We start from the raw sequence: 17,493 nt of genomic DNA on the forward strand, positions 1-17,493 counted from the left end.
TTGAAGATGGGCTTCCGTGTTGGCGACAACGCTCCCATGGCTTTCGTCGAACTGGTGGATCGCCCTGAAGGCGAGACCGCAGGCGAAGCCGCCGAGTAAGTTCAGCCCGCGCTGATCTCCAGAGCCCGCCCTGAGCGGGCTTTTTTCATCTTGCTCAGCACGCGGCGGGCGCTGAACTGAAGGTTATGGGCAGCAGTGCTGCAGTGCGCTAGGCCCCGCGAGTACGGTGCGCGCAGAAAGTTGTCAGACGCCCGAAAACTGGTGTATACTGCTAGCTTCAGTCGCGGGGTGGAGCAGTCTGGTAGCTCGTTGGGCTCATAACCCAAAGGTCGTCGGTTCAAATCCGGCCCCCGCAACCAAGAAATACAGCGCCAATAACGGCGCAGCAAAGCCCGCCTAGTGCGGGCTTTGCCGTTTTCGGGCGCTTGCTCTTCGCTCCGGGAATGCTGGACGTGCTGCAACAGGCCTTCAGCTGGCCTGCGCCTCGCCGGACCATTGCTTCTCGAATTGCTCGATGGGCATGGGTCGACCGAAGAGGTAGCCCTGGTAGCAATGGCAGCCGCTGGCACTCAGGAAGGCCAGTTGCTCGTCGGTTTCCACGCCTTCAGCGATCACGTCCAGGCCGAGCGTGTTGGCCATGCCGATCATGGCCTGCACGATGACGGCGTCCGTACGGGAGCTGAGCATGCTGGCGACGAAGGCCTGGTCGATCTTGAGTTGGTCCAGGGCCAGTCGTGTGAGGTAGGCCAGCGAACTCTGGCCGGTGCCGAAGTCGTCGATCGCGAAGCGCACGCCCATCGCCCTGACGGCCTTCATCTTGGCCACCGTGTCTTCAATGTTGACGAGCACGAGGCTCTCGGTCAGTTCAAGCTTGAGCAGGCGCGGGTTGGCGCCGCTTTCGTTCAGCGCCTGCCCCACCTGTTCAACGAAGTCGGCCTGGCGGAATTGCCGCGCGCTGACGTTCACGGCCAGCTGCAGGTCGCGAGTCCACGGTGCATCCGCCCAGGCGCGCAGCTGGTGGCAAGCCTGCCGCAGCACCCAGGCGCCGATCGGCAGGATGAGGTCCGTTTCCTCGGCCAGCCCGATGAACTCACCCGGCGAGACCATGCCGCGCATCGGGTGGCGCCAACGGAGCAACACCTCGGCGCCGATGGGCCTGCGATTGGCGTCGACCTGGGGCTGGTAGTACAGCAGCAACTGCCCCCTGGGGAGGGCTTCCCTGAGGTCGGCCTCTAGGCCAATTCGCAGCTGGATCGCCGCATGTGTCGCCGGGTCATAGAAGCGGGCTGCGTTGCGGCCCGCGCGCTTGGCCTCGTACATCGCGATGTCGGCGCGCTTGAGGATCTCCTCCACGGGTGCGTCACTACCGTGCAGCATGCAGATGCCGATGCTTGCGGTGCAGTGCCAAGCGCCGCCGACGTCATAGGGGCGGGAGAGTGTGGTCCGGATCTTCTCGGCGACGGCCTCAGCGTCCTTGACGGCATGGTGGAGCTCGGGATGGAGGTCGGACAGGATGACGACGAATTCGTCGCCACCCTGGCGCGCTACCGTGTCGTGTACCCGTACGCAGGCACGCAGCCGGCGGGCCGCCTCGATCAGCAGTGCGTCGCCTACGTCGTGGCCGCGGCTGTCATTGAGTTCCTTGAAATTGTCGAGATCAATGAACAGCACCGCTGCCGCCAGCTGCTGCCGCGTCTCCGAGGCCCAGATCTGGTCCAGCCTGTCGCGCATCATGCGGCGATTGGGCAGCTCGGTGAGCGCGTCGTAGAACGCGAGGTTGTGGATGGTCTCGTCCGCTAGCTTCTTCTGCGTGATGTCGGTGAACACCGCTACGTAGTTCGCCACCGCACCGTCGTCATCGGTCACGGCGGTGATGCTGAGCCACTCCGGGTAGATCTGCCCGTCCTTGCGGCGGTTCCAGACCTCGCCCTGCCAGTGACGGTGAGCGTGCAGCTGCTGCCACATGGCTTCGTAGAAGCTCGTGTCGTGCCGGCCCGACCGCAGCAGTCGCCCGACCACCTTGCCCCGTGCCTCGGCGGCGGTGTAGCCCGTGATCCGCGTGAACGCAGAGTTGACCCGCAGGATGGCCTGCTTGCCGTCGGTGATGGCGATGGCCTCCAGGGAGTCAAATGCGATGGCTGCGATGCGCAGGTCGGTCTGGGCACGGCGTCGCTCCGTGATGTCCGAAGCCACGGCGACGAATCCCCCCTGGCCTTCTTCGTCCTCGTGCAGTGGGTGGATGTCGATGTCGAGCCAGAGCTCGCTGCCATCCTTGCGGCGGTTGAGGAGCAGTGAGCGCCCGCCGCGGCCGGACTCGATGGCCCGCTCGATGTGGGCCAGGCCTGGCTGGGTTTCCAGCTCGCTGCGCAGCAGCCCGCTGAGGCTCTTGCCCAGGGCCTCGCCGGGGGCATAGCCGGTGATCTGCGAGAAGGCATCGTTGACCCAGGTCATGCGGAACCGGCCATCGGTGATCATGACGGCGTTCTTGGTCAGCTCTGCGACGAGGGCCAGTCTTTCGAGCTCGCGGGCCTGGGAGGCGATCCGCAGGTACTGGGACTTGACGACGCGGGCGGTCGGCTCGGCGACGATGAGCCCCATCGCCACCAGCAGCACGATGGTCGCTACCGCCCACAGCTTGTACCGGACGACCTCGCTTCTGTGCCTGGCTCGCAGCGTCGTCTCGATCGACGTCACCAACTGCTCGGCGGCGGCCAGCGCCGGCTCGACCGCGCGCTGCACGGGCTCGATGTCCGCCTGCCCCGGGGGCAGGCCCTGGCGCATGGCGTCCAGCAGCGCTTGCGCCCCGGCATTCAAGGCCTCTCGGGACTCGTCCCAGCGCGCCAGCACCGCCGCGTCGAAGACCTCCTCAGTACCCTGCGATTCGGAATGCAGGAACACCTTCAGTGCACCGGCGTCTTGCTGGGCTTGCTCTAGAACCTCGGCGAGCACGCTTCTATCGGTGGCCCGTTGCGCAGGGGACTGGCCCAGCAGCGAGGCGATCCGGCCGATGCGCTGGCTGTGCATGCGCTGCCGGCCGGCCAGGTTGGTGGCCTCGGCCTCCAGGCCATGGCGCTCGAGGGCCGATTCGGCCTGCCAGGCCAGGAAGAATGCGTGGCCTCCGGCAGCAAAGAGGACGGCATACAGCGCCACCCGTACCTGTCGGTGTAGCTGAGCACCCCTCAGCCGCTCGTGATAGCGACTGGACGGAGCGAACGCGAGGCGTTCTCGCCGCTGACGCCGCACGTGCAGCGCCAGCAGGGCGACAAACAGGGCTCCGGCAGCGGCCGCTGTGATTTGCCAGCCCAAGCTCATCTAGAACCTGGCAGGGGCAGCCGTCGGTTCGGCATGGATCCGGAACGCCTCGACAGCTTGGACCAACTGGCTGGCCTGTTGCCTCAGGCTTTCCGCAGCTGCGGCGGTCTCCTCGACCAGCGCCGAGTTGTGCTGGGTGGCGCGGTCCATCTGACTAACGGCCTCGCCGATCTGGGCGACGCCTTCGCTCTGTTCGTGGCTGGCGAGGCTGATGCCACCGACGACAGAGCTGACCTGATGGATGGCCTGCACCAGCTCATCCACCGCAGCACCCGTGTTGGTGACCAGCTCGCTGCCCTTGTCCACCCGTTCCATGCTGCCCATGATCAGCGCCTTGATCTCGCGCGCCGCCTGCGCGCTGCGCTGGGCCAGCGACCGCACTTCGCCGGCGACGACGGCGAAGCCCCGTCCCTGCTCACCGGCTCGAGCTGCCTCCACCGCAGCATTCAGGGCCAGGATGTTGGTCTGGAAGGCCAGGCTGTCGATGACCGAGATGATCTCGCCGATGCGGCGCGAGCTTTCGTTGATGCCCTGCATGGTCTGCACCACCTCGGCCACCATCTCGCCGCCTCGCGACGCCACCTGGCTGGCGCTCTGGGCCAGTTCGTCGGCGTGCCTGGCGTTGCTGGTGTTTTGCTTGACGGCCGAGTCCAGCTGCGCCATTGAGGCGGCCGTCTGCTGGAGCGCGGCGGCCTGCTCTTCGGTCCGACTGGACAAGTCTGTGTTGCCTTGGGCGATCTGGGCGCTGGCAGTCGCGACGCCTTCCGCGTCGCGGCGCACGCCCGCCACCACGATCGCCAGCGCGGAGCGCATGCGCTCAAGCGAGGCCAGCAGGCGGGAGATCTCGTGCCTGCCCTCGACGTCCACGGGCGTGCTGAGGTCTCCACGGGCGACGGCCTCGGCAACCTCGATCGCCTGACGCAGCGCCGAGCCGATGCTGCGCGTCAGCAGATGCCCAAATCCAACGGCCATTAGCGCCGCGCCGATCCCTAGCGCGATGCACAGATTGCGGATGAGCACATAGCGCTCCAGGGCCGTCTCATGTTCGGCCTGAGCGGAGGAGCGCAACTGCTCCATGAGCGCCTTGATGTCCGTGGCCACGGCAGCGTAGCGCGGCCGCAGGGCCTCGACGACCAGTCGGTTGGCGAGATCAATCTCGCGCTTCTTCAGTGCCGCGACCACCGGCAGCAAGCCTTCGGTGACGAAAAGCCGCCGATGCTCGGCGAACTGTTCTGACAGCTGCCGCTGTTCAGCCCCCATGGGACCGGCAAGATGCTCTCGCCAGACCTTGTCGATGGCGGCGATGTTCTCCTCCACCTCGCCGACGCTGCGGGCAATGGTTGCCTCGTCCGGTGTCACCAGGGCGACGGCGACCGCCAGCCGGTTGCGCAGCAGGCGCTCCTGGATTTCCGCGATGCGGGCCATGGGCACGACGCTGCGTTCAAACACGTTCTGCAGCGCATCGTCGGCGCGCGACATGCCCGTCAAGCCGGTGCCGGCGACGAGCGCCACCAGAGCCAGCAAACATGCAATAAGCAGGTTCAGCCGGGTCGAGATCTTCAACCGATTCATTGCGCCCCTTCCATTGCCGCCGGGGGCTGTCTCAGCGCCCTCAGGTCTTTATGTGGTCTTGTCGGAGCGCGGAGGGTAGCCGCAGGTTTTTTCGTTCGTGTGCGAACTAATGCCGATCCACCGAAGGTGGGGTGTCATGTTGCTATTCCTTGCGCTGGGTCAATGGCGGCGTGCCTGTGGCCGATATCCTGAAATGCGGCCATGGGCGCATGCCGCGAGGGGCCGCGCGGCTTTGTTGACATGCGAATACCGATGCTGGGGCCTGCACCCACCGTGGCGGGGTGCCGGCCGTGCGGCTGGGAACTCGGTTCTCGCGCAGAGGTGGAATACATGACGCGAAATGACATGTATGGCGGCGCAGACTGCACGGACGATGAACTCCGTGAACACCGCGCCATGCCAACCCTCTCCGATCTACCCACCCCGGCCGCGCCGGACTGTCGCGTCGTCGAGTTGCGCCAGTACACCCTGTACCCAGGTCGTCGCGACGCGCTGATCGAGCTCTTTGACCGGGAGTTCGTTGACGCGCAGGAGGCCCAGGGAATCAACGTGCTCGGCCAGTTTCGCGACCTGGACGATGCGGACCGCTTCGTCTGGCTGCGCGGCTTTGCCGACATGGCCGCGCGTGGCGACGCTCTGGCGGCCTTCTATGGCGGCCGGGCCTGGGCGGAGCATCGTGACGCAGCCAACGCGACCATGGCCGATTCCGACGACGTGCTGCTGCTGCGCCCGGCCTGGCGCGGCGCGGCACTGCCGGCGCAGGCCCGCGGGGCAGCCCGGGGCGATGGCCTGCTGCGGGCGCAGATCTTTCACCTGAAAGAAGCTGCCGGCGACGAGCTACTTGCCCTGTGCCGACGCGCAGCCTGCCCGCAGGCCAGGGTGCAGGCCTGGTACGTCACCGAGTCGGCACTCAACAACTTCCCGCGACTGCCGCTGCGGGAGGGCGAGCCGGTGCTCGTCGGCCTGGCCTTCTTCGACGATGCCCTTGCTGGCGAGGGCTGGGCGAACGAGCTCGACACCCTTCTCCAGCCCTGGCAGCGGCGTCCCGCCCAAGCCCTTCGACTGGCTCCCACGAGCCGGTCTGCCCTTCAAGCCTGAGTCCGCCATGACCACCGAATCCACACCGCAAGACTTCGATTTCCTCGTCGGCCGCTGGAAGGTCAGCCACCGGCGTCTCAAGGAGCGCCTGCTCGGCTGCGAGGACTGGGAGCGCTTCGAAGGTCGCTGCCAAACGTGGCAGCTGATGAACGGTCTGGGCAACGTCGACGACAACATGCTGGAGCTGCCTGCCGGCACTTACCGCGCGGCGGCGTTGCGCAGCTTCGATCCGGCCACTCGCCAATGGGCCATATGGTGGGTGGACGGCCGGGATCCACACCGCCTGGAGCCGCCGGTCATTGGCGGCTTTGCAGGTGGCGTGGGTGAGTTCCAGTGCGACGATGAGCTGCGCGGCCAGCCCATCCGTGTGCGCTTTCGCTGGACCGATACGGCCAGCGGCCGCCCGCACTGGCAGCAGGCTTTCTCGCCAGATGGTGGTTGCACCTGGGAAGTCAATTGGGAAATGGACTTCGAGCGCCTGCCCGACGCTGCCTAACCTTGCTGCGTGCCGGCCCGCGCGAATGGCGGAATCCAGGCCAGCAGTGTGCGCACCAGCTGACGTGGATCGATGGGCTTGCTGACGTGGGCGTTCATGCCGGCGGCCAGGCAGGCCTGCATGTCGCGCTCCATGGCGCTGGCCGTCATCGCGATGATGGGCAGCCGGGCGTGCTGGGGCATGGCGCGGATCAGCCGCGTGGCGGTGAGACCGTCCATCTCCGGCATCTGCATGTCCATCAGCACCGCGTCGAATGTTCCATGCCTGAGGCGTTCAATGGCCTGCTGCCCGTTTTCCGCCACCTCGACCTCAAGCCGGGCCATGGCCAGGAAGGCGCACGCAACCTGCTGGTTGACGGGGTTGTCCTCCACCAGCAGCACGCGCGCGCCGTGCAGGGGGCGCATGGACTCGGCCAGCTCGGCCACGCCGTTGCCGGCAGGCGGCGCGGAAGAAGGCTCGCGCCGTTGCAACTGCATGAGGGCGTCGAAAAGGCGCGATGGCGTGACCGGTTTGACCAACACCTGCGTGCCGGGCCGGCCTTGCAACTCCTCGGCCACCCTCTCGCTGGCGTGCAGGCTGCCCAGCGCGATGACGGCGGGGGCAGGCATGCCGCGCTCGGTAGCGACGCGTCTTGCCGCGTCGACGAAGTCGGCCTGGGCAGTCTTCCAATCCAGCAGCAGCAACTCGTAGGGATGCTGGGCTTCCGCCTGGCGCAGCCGGTAGAGGGCCTCATCTCCGAACGAAGCCACGCCGACCTGGAAGCGCCAGCTCTGCAGCATCTGCTGCAGGATGAGCCGCTCGGTCGGCTGGGCATCCACGACCAGGGTACGCATGCCGCGGATGCGATGCAGGTCGATGCGCTCGACGCCGGGCCTGGCCTTGCCTAAGCTGCAGGTGAAGGCGAAGCTGCTGCCCTGGCCGGGCTCGCTGCTGACGTCGAAGCTGCCGCCCATCAGCCCCACCAGGCGCTTGCAGATGACCAGGCCCAGGCCAGTGCCCCCATAGCGCCTCGCGATGGACGCGTCCGTCTGGCCGAAGACCTGGAAAAGGCGGCCGACCTGCTCGGGCGTCATGCCGATACCGGTGTCGCGCACGGTGATGCGCAGCCGCATGCGATCGGCCTCTTCGCCCAGGAACTCGGCGCGGACGACGATCTCCCCGTTGGGCGTGAACTTGATGGCGTTGCCGACGAGGTTGTTCAGCACCTGTGTCAGGCGTAGGCTGTCGCCCACCAGTCGATCGGGCAGCTTGTCGTCGAACTCGAAGAGCAGGTCCAGCCCAGCCTCTTCCAGCCGCGCCGAGAACAGGTGACCGACGTTCTCGATCAGCTCCTCGGGGCAGAACTCCTCGGTCTCCAGGGTGATCTTGCCGGCCTCGATCTTGGAGTAGTCGAGGATGTCGTTGAGCAGGCCGAGCAAGGCTTTGGATGAGGTCTGCACCTTGGCGAGATAGTCGCGCTGGCGAGTTTCCAGGTGCGTCTCCAGCACCAGGTTGGTCAGACCGATGATGGCGTTCATCGGCGTGCGGATCTCGTGGCTCATGCTGGCCAGGAAAAGGCTCTTGGCAGCATTGGCGGCGTCGGCCTTTTCGCGCGCGGCTGACAGTGCCTCACCCTGGCGGTGGCCCGCCTCGTAGGCCTTGAACAGGCGGGCGTAAAGCGTGCTGTTCTCCAGCAGCAGCTCCATCAGCACGATCGAGCAGGCCAGCAGGCCATAGATGCGGCCAGCGTAGAAGCCGAGGTCGAAGCGCGCCGCGTTCAGCATGGCCGACAGGGCGATGTCGAACAGCCAGGCCATGCAGACAACCATCAGCCACAGGTCCAGCACCGTGCGCGGCCGCTGCCGCCACAGCGCACCCAGTGCCACAAGGCTGAGCAGCCAGACGCTGCCAACGGCGACCCGGAAAGCCAATGAGTAGCGGCCGCCGACGAGCAGGTCGGGCAGCCAGGCGTGGCCGAGAGTTGCCAATGCGATGAGCCCGGTCGCGGCAGCAAGCGTCGCGGCCACCCATGCCAGCGCCGGCACGGCGGGCCGCGGCCGGGCCTTGAGCACCACGTATCCGAGCACGAAGAGGGGGAAGCCGCCATGCCACAGCATGTAGAGCCAGACCGTGGTCTGCGTCGAGGCGCCGAGCAAGCCCGTTTCGCTGAAAAGCCCAGGGAAGGTCAATGCATGGGCCGTCGCCAGCAGGGCCGTGAAGAGGTAGCCACAGCCCAGCAGAAGCAGAGCCTGGGAGCGCAGGATGCGGTACTGGCCGAACAGCAACACGGCCGTGATCAGGTCGGTCAGCACCAGGGCCGACTCGTAGATGGGGATGAACGCCGGCACCGGTGCCAGCTTGAGCTTGGCAAAGGGCAGCAGTGCAGCGAACACGGCCACCGACAGCAGCGCGACGACGAGCGCATGGCGGCGCTCGCGCTCGCCTGCCGGCTGATCCAGCAGGAAGGCTGGCCCCTCCCGGGGCGCGCTTTGCACTTCCACGTAGGCTCCCTGCCGCGCCCGTCGTCGGTGGACGCTCGCTAACAGGATAGTCCAACTGCCCAGCGCCCCGCGAGGCGGGGGTTTGAAATCGTTACGGCCGGCAGCGGGTCATCTGGCGGCGCCAACGAGGGCGCTGATGATCTCCGGATAGACCTGGGCGCCGGTGCTGCGGTCGAACAGGCCCATGCTGTGGTTGCCAGTGGCGGCGCCGGCGTCCCAGTAGATGGGCACCATGCCGTGCGTCCGGGCTGAGCGGGCGATGTATCGGTCCCAGGCCAAGCGGTAGGCCTCGGCGCCCAGGTACTCGGCGCGGCGGATGGCGCCGAACTCGCCGAGGATGACCGGAACACCTTTGTCGACGAACCCCGCTTTCATCTTCTGGAACTGCGAGTCGGCCCAGCTCTCGTCAAAGCCGGTCACCTTGGCCTTGGCATCGGTTGCAGCGGCGCCCCATTGCCAGATGCTGCTCTTCTCGTTGAGCGTGAAGTCGTAGGGGTCGTAGTAGTGGACTTCCATCATCAGCCGGTCTTTCGCGGGGTCGCTGGGCATGACGGCGAAGCTGATGGTGTGGTCGATGTTGGTGTTGAAGCCTTGCACGACGAGATGGCGCATTGCGTTGTTGCCACCGGTGGCGCGCACGGCATTGACGAACTGTTGGTTGAAGCCGTTCTGCACCGCCACGTACTCGGCCTTGGGTGTGCCGTAGTCACCCTCCACCATGACCTCGTTGGTGCCGGCGAACAGCAGCGTGTCGTCAAAGGCCTTGAAGTGGTTGGCGATCTGTGTCCAGAACCTGGTGATGCGGGCATTGGCCATCGCCTGGGCTGCGTACGTGGGCTGCATCCAGCCGCCGTCCCAGTGAATGTTGATGAGGACGTAGAGACCCGCCGTCTGCGCATAGCCTACGACCTGGGCGACGCGGGTCAACCATGCCGCGCCGATGTTGTCGTTCGCGTCAGCGTACTGTTTCCAGGACACCGGTATGCGCACGCTCTCGAAGCCTGCGGCCCGTACGGCCGTCATCAGCGCCTGCGTCGTGGCCGGGTTGCCCCAGGCGGTCTCTCCGCCAATGGCCTCCAGCGCGTTGCCGAGGTTCCAGCCGATACCCATCAGCTTGCTCAGCTGGAGGCTTGTGAGGTCGCGCATGCTGCCGGAAGCCGGAGCCGGAGCCGGAGCCGGAGCCGGAGCCGGAGCCGGAGCAGGAGCAGGAGCAGGAGCAGGAGCAGGAGCAGCTTCCGCGCCGCCTCCACCGCCGCAGCCGGCCAACGGCAGCAGTGCGAGGACGAGTTCGCGGCGCTTCATGCCCCCACCCGCTGCAGGCTCAGCAGCACGACGTCGTGGCTGCGCAGCTTCAGGTTCACGTGGGTCTTGCCATTGGCGCCGACGCGAAGCTCGCGCCGTACCTCTGGCCGGTCGCTCGTCAGTGCCTGCAGCTCGTCGAGTTGTTTCGCGTCGAGATTCTTCGGCGATCCCATCTTCAGATAGGCCGTGTGCGCATCGTTGGCCTCGAAACCGGTGCGTCGAAGCGCGAGCCGGTAGCGGCCTGGCGGCAGGTGGCGCAGTTCGATGGCGGCAGCGCCCACGTCGCGTGCCGGCTGCGGCTTTCCGAAGAAGCTTCGATTGCTGATTTTCTGTCCGGTGTTGCGCCAGTCCCAGACCAGGGCCTGGATCTGCTGACCGTCGGTGGCGGCCCAGGTGCACGCGTCGCTGACGGGCACCTCACTGCCCCGCAGGGCGGCCAACTGTGCCAGGTAGCTGTAGGCGAACCACACCGGCTTGCGGATACCCTCGCGGGTCATCATGCCGAAGCCGCCATGGAAGGGCGCATCCGGCGGGCCGGGCTCCTCGAACAGATCGCTGTAGACCCAGTAGCTCATGTGCTGGGCGATGCCTTGCGTCTGCTTCAGCTTTGTCAGCACATATGCCGCGCTCATGTAGCTGTCGTGCACGAGGTCGCGCGGGTTGTAGCTGGTACTCCACTCGGTGAAGAACAGCGGCAGCCCCGGCAGGTGCGAGGCTTCGATCTGCTGGCGCACGCGTTTCACATCGCCCACGATGGCCTCGGGCGATGGAGACAGCATGCGGTCCTCGACGCCGAACTCATCCAGGTAGCCGTGGTCCACGCCGTAGGTATGGGTGGTGATGAAGTCCACTGGCGAGTCGGTGGCTTTGGCATGAGCCAGGAACTCCGGTACCCAGGCTGCGCCGGCGGTAGACGGGCCACCGACGCGCAGCAGTGGGTCTATTGCCTTGATGGTCCTGGCCGTGCGCGTGTAGAGGTCGAAGTAGGCCTTCTGGTCGGCCTTCTCCCAGAAACCGTCGAGGTTGGGTTCGTTCCAAACCTCGAAGTACCAACTGCGTACCTCGGCAGCGCCATAGCGCTGCAGCAGGTGGCGCGTGAAGGCATCGATCAGTGCGACCCAGCCCGCAGGCTCGGGGTGCGAGGTATTGCCCTCCCAGTAGAAGATCTTGTTGTCGGAGGTCTTGAGCGCAAGTGGTGTGAAGCCCAGTTCGACGAAGGGCTTGATGCGGCGAGCAAGCAGCGCGTCGTAGAGCCTGTCAATGCCGTCGAAGTCGAACACGAGCTCGCCACCTGCGTCGCGATTCACCGTCTTCAGCACGTCGTGGAAGATGGCATGGAAGCGCAGGTATCGGAAGCCCAGCTCATCCACTGCCGTCTTCAGCTGCGCCAGCGAGTCCTCGCGGAACAGCGTGCCGGGGTAGTCCGCGCCGACGCAGTGGTCGAAGAAACGATCCAGCGGTTGCCTGGCGTGCGCCAGATCCAGCACGATGCGGCGCTGCGGCGGCGTAGCGGTAAAGCCGGTAGTGGGCAAGAGCGACATGGCGGTGGCGCCGAGCAGCTGGCGGCGGCGCAGATGGCGTAGCGAGGTCACGTCGGGAGTCCCCTGTAGACGAAGTTGCGGATGCGCACCTCGCCGGCGCCAGCGCTGAACAGTGCGATGCGCAGGCTGGCGAAGCCGCCGAAGACGTTGTGGTGCAGGCCCGAGACTTCCATCTGCCAGGGGTGCTGCTTCCATGTGCGGCCGTCATCGAGCGAATAGCGGAAGGTGACGACGTTCTCGCGGTTGACGATGTGGACTCGGACCTTGTGCGTCGCCACCGGCTCACGCATCCATGTTTGCTCTTGGCCGTAGCCATAGGTCAACAGCTGCGTGGTGCTGAAGCCGATGCCGACATGGCCGCGTTCGTCGTAGAACAGCCCCAAGCCACCGTGCGCGTCGCCGCTGATCTCCAACTCCGCCCAGGCTGCGTAGCTGCGGTCGCCGACGGTGCAGGTGAGCGGCGAGCAGTCGGCCAGCGACTTGCCCTTGCCGCGCAGGACGATGGTGTCGGGCTCGAAGCGAAGCCGGGACAATTCGTCAGGACCGGGCGCGTGAAAGGCCCATTGCAGACCCAGGCGGCCGCTCGAAAAATCATCCGACAGGGCGAAACCGGCCGGGCCGGGATGGCCGCCGCGCGGCTTGGGCAGGGGGCGGTGCAGTGTGCCGCCCTTTGCTCGCAGCCAGCCGTCCTTCGTCCATTCGACGGGCTCCAGCAGGGCTTGGCGACCGAGCGTGCGCATGCCGCTCTCATAGCCGTGATAGACCATCCACCAGTCACCTGCCGGCCCCTCGACGACACTCGCATGGCCGCGCGACCACCAGGGCTCGCTGGCACTTCGGGTGCGCACGATGGGGTTGTTGGGGGCGTTCTCCCACGGGCCGTGCACCGAATGGGAACGAGCGACGGTGACCATGTGGCTGGTCGGTGGCCCGGCGGTGCCGCCGACGGCGGAGATCAGGTAGAACCATTCGCCACGCCTGAGCAGCTTCGGGCCCTCGGGCGCGAACATCTCGACGACCCAGTCTTTGGGGTATTGCCACGGTGTCCAGGCTTTCTCTTCCAGCGGGCCGTCGGTCGCCAGCCCGTCGTCCGTCAGCCGTACGCGGCGGCCTCCGTTGACGAAGAGGTAGCGCCTACCGTCCTCGCCCACCACGTGGCCAGGGTCGATGCAGCCTGGGATCCTCAGGTCGATGGGGGAACTCCAGGGACCGCGGATATCGGTGGCGTGGATGACGTAGACACCCGTTCCCGTGTCGTTCAGCACCGGGATGTAGAGGTAGTAGCGCCCCTGGTGCTTGACCAGATCCATGGCCCAGACCGTACCGATGAACTGCGTGAGCGCCGCCGTGACCGGCGTCCAGTTCACCAGGTCCCGCGAGTGCCAGATGACAGCTCCGGGGTAGGACTGGAAGGACGAGAACGTCATCCAGTAGTCGTTCCCGTCCTTCAGGATGGTCGGATCGGCATGGTCGCCCGCGACGATGGGGTTCAGGTAGCTGCCGTCGCCCAGATCAGCCTTGCGCTGGCCCTCGATGCCAGCAGCGAAGCGCGGCACGGCGACGGCCGGGCCAGCGGCGGCGCCGGCCACCGCCGCCTGCATGGCCATGCGGCGCGACAGCGTCATACCGTGCCCCGCGTCGCTTCCAGCCGGCCGCGTATCTCCAGCATGCGCGACTCGGTCAGCGGGAAGCGCAGGATGGCGATCAGTGCCAGCACCAGGCCGATGACGGGGATGCCCGACAGCAGGATGCGAATCCAGAAGATGGCCTCTGGCGTCTGGACGGCCTGCTTGGCGTCGAAGCCGGTGAACTGCAGGATCCAGCCCGACGCCCCCACGCCCAGCGCAATGCCGACCTTGGTGATCCATGATTGGCAGGCTGAGAACGAGCCCTCGCGGCGCTGGCCCGTCAGGGTTTCGTCATAGTCGACGACATCGGCGATGGTGGCACCGTACAGCGTCCAGAAGCCGGCGCCGGTGAAGGCGACGAAGCCGCAGGCGAGGAGCTGCAGCATGGGCCGCTCGGGGTCGTACAGCCACCAGTCGCCGATGAAGGCGGCGATGGCCATCGTCAGCACCGTGGCCAGTCCGGCGCGCTTGCCATAGCGGCGCGCGACCCAGGTGAAGAACGGGATGCCTGCGAAGCCGAACGCCATGCCGGCCAGGCCCATGGCGGTGTTCCATTTCGTGGCCAGCACGATGTCGCCTTTGCAGACGTAGTAGACGGTGGCGTAATACCCTAGCGCGCCCACCATGGCCGTGCCGATGCCATAGGCCAGGGCCATGAGCAGCACATGGCGGAAGGGCTTGCAGCGCAGCGTGCGCCACAGCGTGTCGGCCAGCGGGATGTGGGTCTGCGTGCGTGATACCAGCTTCTCGTAGTAGCGCTCTCGCACCAGCAGGAAGATGGCGATGGATACTGCGACCATGACAGCGCCCAGGATGGCGCAGTACGTCTGGGCGCCACGCAGGATGTCGGGCTTGCCATCGGCATCATTGAAGATGGCCAGTGTCGTGAACTGAGCAGCGAAGAACATCGCCAGCTCCGGCCCCTTCTGGATGGCGTTGCGGATGGCCATCACGGTGGTGCGCTCGTGATAGTCCGGCGTCATCTCCGAACCCAGGCTGACCCAAGGCATGTTGAAGCAGCTCATCACCGGCACGTAGATCAGCATGCTGACGAGCATGAAGATGAAGTACTGCGTGTCGGTCCAGCCCTTGCCCACGGCGAACATCAGGGGAAGACCGATGCCTGCGAGCACTCCGCCAACGAGAATGAAGGGGCGGCGGCGCCCATAGCGCGTGCGCGTGTTGTCGGAGATCCAGCCGAAGATTGCGTCGCTGGCCGCGTCGATGAAGATCTTGACCATCTGCACCGTCGAGATCAGCCCGGGGGCGACGCCGAGGAAGATGTTGAAGACGTGGAAGGCCAGCGAGGGATAGAGCCAGTGGCCCCACATGTCCAGCACTGCGCCTAGGCCAAAGCCCACTTTTTGCCGCATGGGCAGACGGTCCGCGGAGGACGGTGCAATGCGGTCGAGGTGCAGGGTGCCGGCGTTCACAGGATGCGCCTTTCGCGGATGACGTGCGCGTAGTAGCGGGCGGACAGCTTGGGCGTGCGCACCTGCGTGGCGTAGTCGCAATGCACGATGCCGAAGCGGCGCTGGTAGCCATCCTCCCACTCGTAGTTGTCGATGAAGCTCCACAGGAAGTAGCCGCGCAGCGGCACGCCGTCGGCGATGGCGCGGTGGGCCTCGCGCAGGTGGTTGCGAAGGAAGTCGCGGCGGTGCAGGTCCAGCACCTCGCCGTTCACTACCGGCTCGTCGTTGTAGCCGCAGCCGTTCTCGGTGATGTAGAGCGAGGCATGGCCGTAGCATTCGTGCGCGAAGCGCGTGGCCCAGTAGATCGACTGCGGCACCAGGCGCAGCCAGGGACTGTCGGCGCGCGGGTAGTTCACCGGGTTGGGCAACGCCTCGTAGGCCGTGCCGCCCTTGCCGGCTCGCACGTAGGTGCCGGTGTAGATGTTCAGGCCCAGGTGGTCGGTCGGCAGGCTGATGAGGTCGAAGTCCCCGGGCTGGACCCTGGGCGCGTCGGAGCCGGCGCGGGCCAGGTAGTCGGCGGGGTAGTGGCCGGCGTGCATTGCACCCAGCACATGGGCATTCATTTCTAGGAACCAGGCCTTTGCTGCGGCGATGTCGGCAGGCGTTTCGGTGACGGGGATGCAGACGTCGAGGTTGTCCGTCAGACCCACCTGCGCGCCCGCGCCGCCGAACTCGCGCACGGCGCGCACGCCATGGCCGTGGCACAGAAGGGCATGGTGAAACGTCTGGTTGACGACGGCCGCGCTTTCCTGGCGGCCCGGCGCCTTGGTGCCGTAGCCATAGGCCAGCTGCGTGAAGCAGCGGATCTCGTTCATCGTGATCCAATGCTTGACGACGCCGCCGAAGGACTGAACGACGGTGTCGGCATAGCGCGCGAAGGCGTCCACCGTGGCGCGCGCGGTCCAGCCGCCACGTTCCTCCAGCGCCTGCGGCAAGTCCCAATGGAAGAGGGTGACCCAGGGCGTGATGCCGTGCTTCTTCATGCTGGCGAAGAGGCGGTGATAGAAGTCCAGGCCGGCCTGGTTGAGGGGGCCGTCGCCGTTGGGGTAGATACGCGGCCAGGCCAGCGACAGGCGGTAGTTCTTGACCCCGAGCGAGGCCATCAGCGCGAAGTCCTCGTCGAAGCGGTGGTAGTGGTCGCAGGCAACGTCGAGGGTGTCGCCGTCATGCACCTTGCCGGGCACGCGACTGAAGCGGTCCCAGATGGATTCACCCTTGCCGTCGGTGAAGGCGGCGCCCTCGATCTGCGGGGCGGCGGCGGCGACGCCGAAGACGAAGTCGGCGGGGAAGGGGCTGGAGTAGGTCAGGGCAGTCATTCAGGGAAGGAGCCAGGGGCTCAGGGTGGTGTCCAGGCTGCGGGCCCAGATCTCATAGCCCTGCGGGCTGAGGTGCAGCCAGTCGGGCAGGATGTCCTTGGACAGCGTGCCGTCCGGATTGGTGAGGGCCTTGCCGATGTCGAGGAAGACAACTTGCTCGCCGTCGGCCAGTGCCGGCAGCAGCGCATTGATCCTGGCGTTGTGGCGGCGCATGAGGTCGTCGGGCTTTTCGCCGCGTGGGAACAGGGCCAGCAGCAATACCTTGGCCTGTGGCTGGCGCCTGCGGATCTCGTCGAGGTTCTTCTGGATGCCGGCTATCGTCAGCGCGGGCTCTTCGAGCCGGTCGCCGGTGTTGTTGGTGCCGATCATCATGACGACGGCCTTCGGGCTCATGCCATCCAGCTCGCCATGCTGCAGGCGCCACAGCAGGTTCTCGGTGCGGTCGCCGCCAAAGCCCAGCGCCACGGCGTTGTGCCGGGCGAAATGCGTGGCCCAGGAGGCTTTGCCCTCGTTCTCCCAGCCCTGCGTGATGGAGTCGCCGAGGAAGACGAGGTCGACACGCCGGCCGGCCTCGCCGTGGGCGCGGATCTCGGCCAACTTGGTCTCATGTCGCGCCAGCCACCAGTCCACGGCCCAGGACTCCTGCAGGCGCTCTGGAGTAAAGGATTGCTTGCGGTAGTCGGGGCAGGCGGTTGTCGCCTTGCCGATCTTGTTGATGCGCAACTGGCTGATGCGCACCTCGCCGCTGCCAGTGCCCTCCAGGGTGAACGGCACGTTGACGGCGGAGAAGTCGTCGCCCTCGCGCCAGAAGCATGTCAGCGCGAAGGACAGGTGCTGCTTGCCCCGGCCGATCAGTTCGCGACCGGCGAACAGGAAGGGGACCTTGCGCTCGCAGTCGATGCCGCAGCCAAGCTTGAACTTCATGCCGCCGTGGGCGAGGTCGAGGACGTCGAGGTCGAACTCGACGGTGCCTTTGGGCAGGTACCCGCGCAGGTCCAGCGGCAAACCGTTCTGCCAGCGCAGCTGGGCGATCCAGGTGTTGGTGAACTGCAGCGTCAGCGCGCCGTCCTCGCCACGGAGTGCGGCGACATGGCTGTTGGGCACCCGCGGATTTGGCGGTTTGGGCACGGTGACGCGGTCGCCTGTCAGCTTGGCTTCACCTTCGAAGTCGGTCACGGTGATCTGCCACCCTTTCGCGGGGCGGCCAGTGTCCAGGTCCAGTGACTGCGCTGTCAGTGGCAGTGCGGTGAGCAGGGCGAGAAGGATGCGGTTCATC

General features: G+C 66.4%; 11 protein-coding genes, 1 tRNA gene and 1 pseudogene. 4 read left to right on the forward strand and 9 right to left on the reverse strand.

Annotation, left to right across the window (positions count from 1 at the left end; all coding sequences use genetic code 11):
- Both QM732_RS00005 and QM732_RS00010 read left to right on the forward strand, forming a co-directional pair.
- Nucleotides 1-99, forward strand: a pseudogene (locus tag QM732_RS00005) (50S ribosomal protein L17); the annotation flags it as partial.
- A 183-nt stretch (nucleotides 100-282) separates the two neighbouring features.
- Nucleotides 283-359 (forward strand) — tRNA-Met (locus QM732_RS00010).
- 109 nt (nucleotides 360-468) lie between these two features.
- On the opposite strand, the gene QM732_RS00015 is transcribed toward QM732_RS00010, so the two are convergent.
- Both QM732_RS00015 and QM732_RS00020 read right to left on the reverse strand, forming a co-directional pair.
- Nucleotides 469-3,306, reverse strand: a complete 2,838-nt coding sequence (locus QM732_RS00015; RefSeq protein WP_415654161.1) for an EAL domain-containing protein — start codon at nucleotides 3,304-3,306, stop codon at nucleotides 469-471.
- Between the two features lie 6 nt (nucleotides 3,307-3,312).
- Nucleotides 3,313-4,884 carry a methyl-accepting chemotaxis protein gene (locus QM732_RS00020; RefSeq protein ID WP_415654162.1) on the reverse strand — a complete coding sequence of 524 codons (1,572 nt, stop codon included), beginning with the start codon at nucleotides 4,882-4,884 and terminating at the stop codon, nucleotides 3,313-3,315.
- 330 nt (nucleotides 4,885-5,214) lie between these two features.
- Here QM732_RS00020 and QM732_RS00025 point away from each other — a divergent pair, with 330 nt between their 5' ends.
- Nucleotides 5,215-5,982: an NIPSNAP family protein gene (locus QM732_RS00025; protein WP_415654163.1), complete on the forward strand. Its 768-nt coding sequence runs from the start codon at nucleotides 5,215-5,217 to the stop codon at nucleotides 5,980-5,982.
- Nucleotides 5,983-5,989: 7 nt separating this feature from the next.
- Complete coding sequence (locus tag QM732_RS00030; protein ID WP_415654164.1) at nucleotides 5,990-6,478, forward strand: DUF1579 domain-containing protein; 489 nt, start codon at nucleotides 5,990-5,992, stop codon at nucleotides 6,476-6,478.
- On the opposite strand, the gene QM732_RS00035 is transcribed toward QM732_RS00030, so the two are convergent.
- The 7 genes from QM732_RS00035 to QM732_RS00065 form a co-directional block, all read right to left on the reverse strand.
- On the reverse strand, nucleotides 6,475-8,958 hold the full coding sequence (locus QM732_RS00035; RefSeq protein ID WP_415654165.1) for a response regulator: 2,484 nt from the start codon (nucleotides 8,956-8,958) through the stop codon (nucleotides 6,475-6,477). The genes QM732_RS00030 and QM732_RS00035 overlap by 4 nt on opposite strands.
- Nucleotides 8,959-9,066: 108 nt before the next feature.
- Nucleotides 9,067-10,104 carry a glycoside hydrolase family 5 protein gene (locus tag QM732_RS00040; RefSeq protein ID WP_415654166.1) on the reverse strand — a complete coding sequence of 346 codons (1,038 nt, stop codon included), beginning with the start codon at nucleotides 10,102-10,104 and terminating at the stop codon, nucleotides 9,067-9,069.
- Nucleotides 10,105-10,256: 152 nt separating this feature from the next.
- Complete coding sequence (locus QM732_RS00045) at nucleotides 10,257-11,852, reverse strand: GH39 family glycosyl hydrolase (RefSeq protein WP_415654167.1); 1,596 nt, start codon at nucleotides 11,850-11,852, stop codon at nucleotides 10,257-10,259.
- The gene (locus QM732_RS00050) at nucleotides 11,849-13,426 is read right to left on the reverse strand and encodes a family 43 glycosylhydrolase (protein WP_415654168.1); all 1,578 of its coding nucleotides are present in this window, start codon (nucleotides 13,424-13,426) and stop codon (nucleotides 11,849-11,851) included. The genes QM732_RS00045 and QM732_RS00050 overlap by 4 nt, the downstream gene beginning before the upstream one ends.
- Nucleotides 13,423-14,862, reverse strand: a complete 1,440-nt coding sequence (locus tag QM732_RS00055) for an MFS transporter (RefSeq protein WP_415654169.1) — start codon at nucleotides 14,860-14,862, stop codon at nucleotides 13,423-13,425. The genes QM732_RS00050 and QM732_RS00055 overlap by 4 nt, the downstream gene beginning before the upstream one ends.
- Entirely contained in the window at nucleotides 14,859-16,217 is a 1,359-nt protein-coding gene (locus QM732_RS00060) for a GH1 family beta-glucosidase (protein ID WP_415654170.1), read from the reverse strand. Before QM732_RS00060 ends, QM732_RS00055 begins: the two co-directional genes overlap by 4 nt.
- Nucleotides 16,218-17,492: a GDSL-type esterase/lipase family protein gene (locus QM732_RS00065; protein WP_415654171.1), complete on the reverse strand. Its 1,275-nt coding sequence runs from the start codon at nucleotides 17,490-17,492 to the stop codon at nucleotides 16,218-16,220.
- Between the last annotated feature and the right edge of the window lies 1 nt (nucleotide 17,493).

Origin of the sequence: Roseateles sp., assembly GCF_047654805.1 — a bacterium.
Lineage (GTDB): Bacteria > Pseudomonadota > Gammaproteobacteria > Burkholderiales > Burkholderiaceae_C > Pelomonas.

What these genes read in the sequence shown, in the direction of transcription:
- QM732_RS00030 (WP_415654164.1), top strand. Translation starts at nt 5,990, where the DNA reads ATGACCACCGAATCCACACCGCAAGACTTCGATTTCCTCGTCGGCCGC.
- QM732_RS00025 (WP_415654163.1), top strand. Translation starts at nt 5,215, where the DNA reads ATGACGCGAAATGACATGTATGGCGGCGCAGACTGCACGGACGATGAA.
- QM732_RS00040 (WP_415654166.1), bottom strand. Translation starts at nt 10,104, where the DNA reads ATGCGCGACCTCACAAGCCTCCAGCTGAGCAAGCTGATGGGTATCGGC.
- QM732_RS00060 (WP_415654170.1), bottom strand. Translation starts at nt 16,217, where the DNA reads ATGACTGCCCTGACCTACTCCAGCCCCTTCCCCGCCGACTTCGTCTTC.
- QM732_RS00050 (WP_415654168.1), bottom strand. Translation starts at nt 13,426, where the DNA reads ATGACGCTGTCGCGCCGCATGGCCATGCAGGCGGCGGTGGCCGGCGCC.
- QM732_RS00065 (WP_415654171.1), bottom strand. Translation starts at nt 17,492, where the DNA reads ATGAACCGCATCCTTCTCGCCCTGCTCACCGCACTGCCACTGACAGCG.
- QM732_RS00020 (WP_415654162.1), bottom strand. Translation starts at nt 4,884, where the DNA reads ATGAATCGGTTGAAGATCTCGACCCGGCTGAACCTGCTTATTGCATGT.